Raw genomic sequence first — 285 nt, forward strand, 5'->3', positions numbered from 1 at the left:
GGTGGTTGCGGAGAACAAGGGCCGCTCGGGCGTCGGCTTTTTTTTCCTTTCGATGGTGCTGAGCCCGCTGATCGGCATAATCGGTGCGGCGGTGGCGAGGCCAGACCAGGATACGATCGAGAGGCGCCAGCTAAGCTCGGGACGGTACAGACGGTGCCCACAGTGCGCTGAGCTGGTGCGGGCGGAGGCGCAACGGTGCCGCTTTTGCGGCGCGGCCCTCGGCCAGGCCAATCTCGGCGCGGGCCCGCCGGCAGGCGCTGGTGGTGACTAGGGGGTGGACATGGG

The 285-nt window shown here is 68.4% G+C and carries 1 protein-coding gene; it reads left to right on the forward strand.

The genetic code is table 11. From position 1 onward, the window contains the following. A partial coding sequence (locus tag ACTFO6_RS18595) for a hypothetical protein (protein ID WP_439935853.1) occupies positions 1-271 on the forward strand: 271 nt, incomplete at its 5' end. Positions 272-285 lie beyond the last annotated feature (14 nt).

The sequence above is a fragment of the Pelomicrobium sp. G1 genome (assembly GCF_051905455.1).
GTDB lineage: Bacteria > Pseudomonadota > Gammaproteobacteria > Burkholderiales > UBA6910 > Pelomicrobium.